Consider the following 1543-nt stretch of genomic DNA (forward strand, 5'->3'; position numbering starts at 1 on the left):
ACCGCCGAACTCGTTCGCGCGGCAGCGGCAGGGCTCGACGCGGCTGTCTCGGTTGAGTCTGCTCTCGACGGCTGGGAGGGTCTCGTCAAGTGCGGCGCCCTGAAGCCCAGCCTGCTCTTTCTCGACATCATGATGCCGGGCATTGACGGGCTTGAGGTTGCTCGTCGCCTGCCGTCGGTTGACGGTCTCGATCACTTGCGCGTGGTGTTTGTCACCGCATCCCAAAGCCCTGACGTTCTCGCCCGCGCCCGAGCGCTCGGCACAGCCGTCATCGGCAAACCCCTTGAGCTCGACACATTGACAAGTGTCATCGCAGAATCGCTAGACACGGTAGCCGCGAAGTGAGTGACCAGCAGTCGACCGTGCTTGGCGAACTTGTCGCCGGGCTACCGGCTGCGGTGTATCGCACAACGTCAGACGGCAAGTGGGTCGCGGGCAATCGCGCGCTCGTTACCCTTCTGGGTGCTGACTCGTTTGAGGCGCTCGCGGAGCTCAGTGTTCGCGACATCTATGCCGACCCGTCGCGTCGAGATTGGCTTGTCCAGCGCGCGGCCGAGGGCCTAGAGATACCCGTCGAAGACCTTCAGATTCGTCGCCTCGACGGCGAACTGCGCTGGGTTCGCGTCACCTCCCACCCTGTGCACGATGACGACGGCTCGGTCACGTATTTCGAGGGCGTCATGGAAGACGTCAGCTCGCTGCACACCGTCGACAGTCGCCTCCAGCAATCGAACACATTGCTTGACTCACTCACCCGCATGCAAGACCAGTACATGGCGGGCGTTGACGTCGGCGAACTGTTCGACGCCCTTCTCGACGAGCTCTTGCAGACGACCGGCAGTGAGTATGGCTTTATCGCCCAGCTCTTGCACGATGACAACGGGCCGTTCTTGCGAACGTGGGCCATGTCGGACATCTCCTGGAACGACGCCACGCGGGCCATGTTTCAGCAGTACGGCCCCCGCGGCATGGAGTTTCACAATCTCGACACCTTGTTTGGGCGCGTCGTCACGGGCGATGCTCCGATCATCGCGAACACGGTCTCCAACGACCCGCGCGCGGCGGGGCGCCCCCACGGGCATCCCCCGCTCGACACGTTCTTTGGCCTGCCGATTCGCAAGGGCGGGGCCGTCATGGGGATGCTCGCCCTCGCCAATCGGCCGGGCGGATTCGACGACGAGCTCGTGCACTTTCTTGCGCCCCTGGCCTCGACGGTTGGCAGCCTCATCGAGGCCGCGACCGCCGACCGAGAGCGAGCGGAGGCCCACGCGCGCAATGAGCGACAGGAGGCCTTGCACCGATCGATCATTGAACATGCCGCCGACGCGATCCTGACGTTTCGTGACGTTGGAACCATTGTGCTGGCGAACCGTGCCGCAGCGGATCTCGTGGGTCTCGAGCCGAGTGACGTGGTCGGGGAGCGCCTTCGTCGGTTCATTCCACGAGAGCTGTTGCGCGACACCGTCGAGCAGGCAACCCGCGCCTTGGCACGTGGAGTAAGCGTTGAGCTGACCGTTCTGCGTGCCGATGGAACCGAGCGCCC

General features: G+C 64.2%; 2 protein-coding genes. Both read left to right on the plus strand.

Annotated features, from left to right (window positions below; genetic code table 11):
- The coding region (locus SFU54_RS09435; RefSeq protein WP_319016026.1) for a response regulator at nucleotides 1-345 on the plus strand (345 nt) is incomplete at its 5' end.
- Nucleotides 342-1543, plus strand: a 1202-nt coding sequence (locus SFU54_RS09440) for a PAS domain S-box protein (RefSeq protein WP_319016027.1), incomplete at its 3' end; no start/stop codon positions are given. The genes SFU54_RS09435 and SFU54_RS09440, both read left to right, overlap by 4 nt.

The organism is Microcella sp., from assembly GCF_033763155.1.
Classification (GTDB): Bacteria; Actinomycetota; Actinomycetes; order Actinomycetales; family Microbacteriaceae; genus Microcella.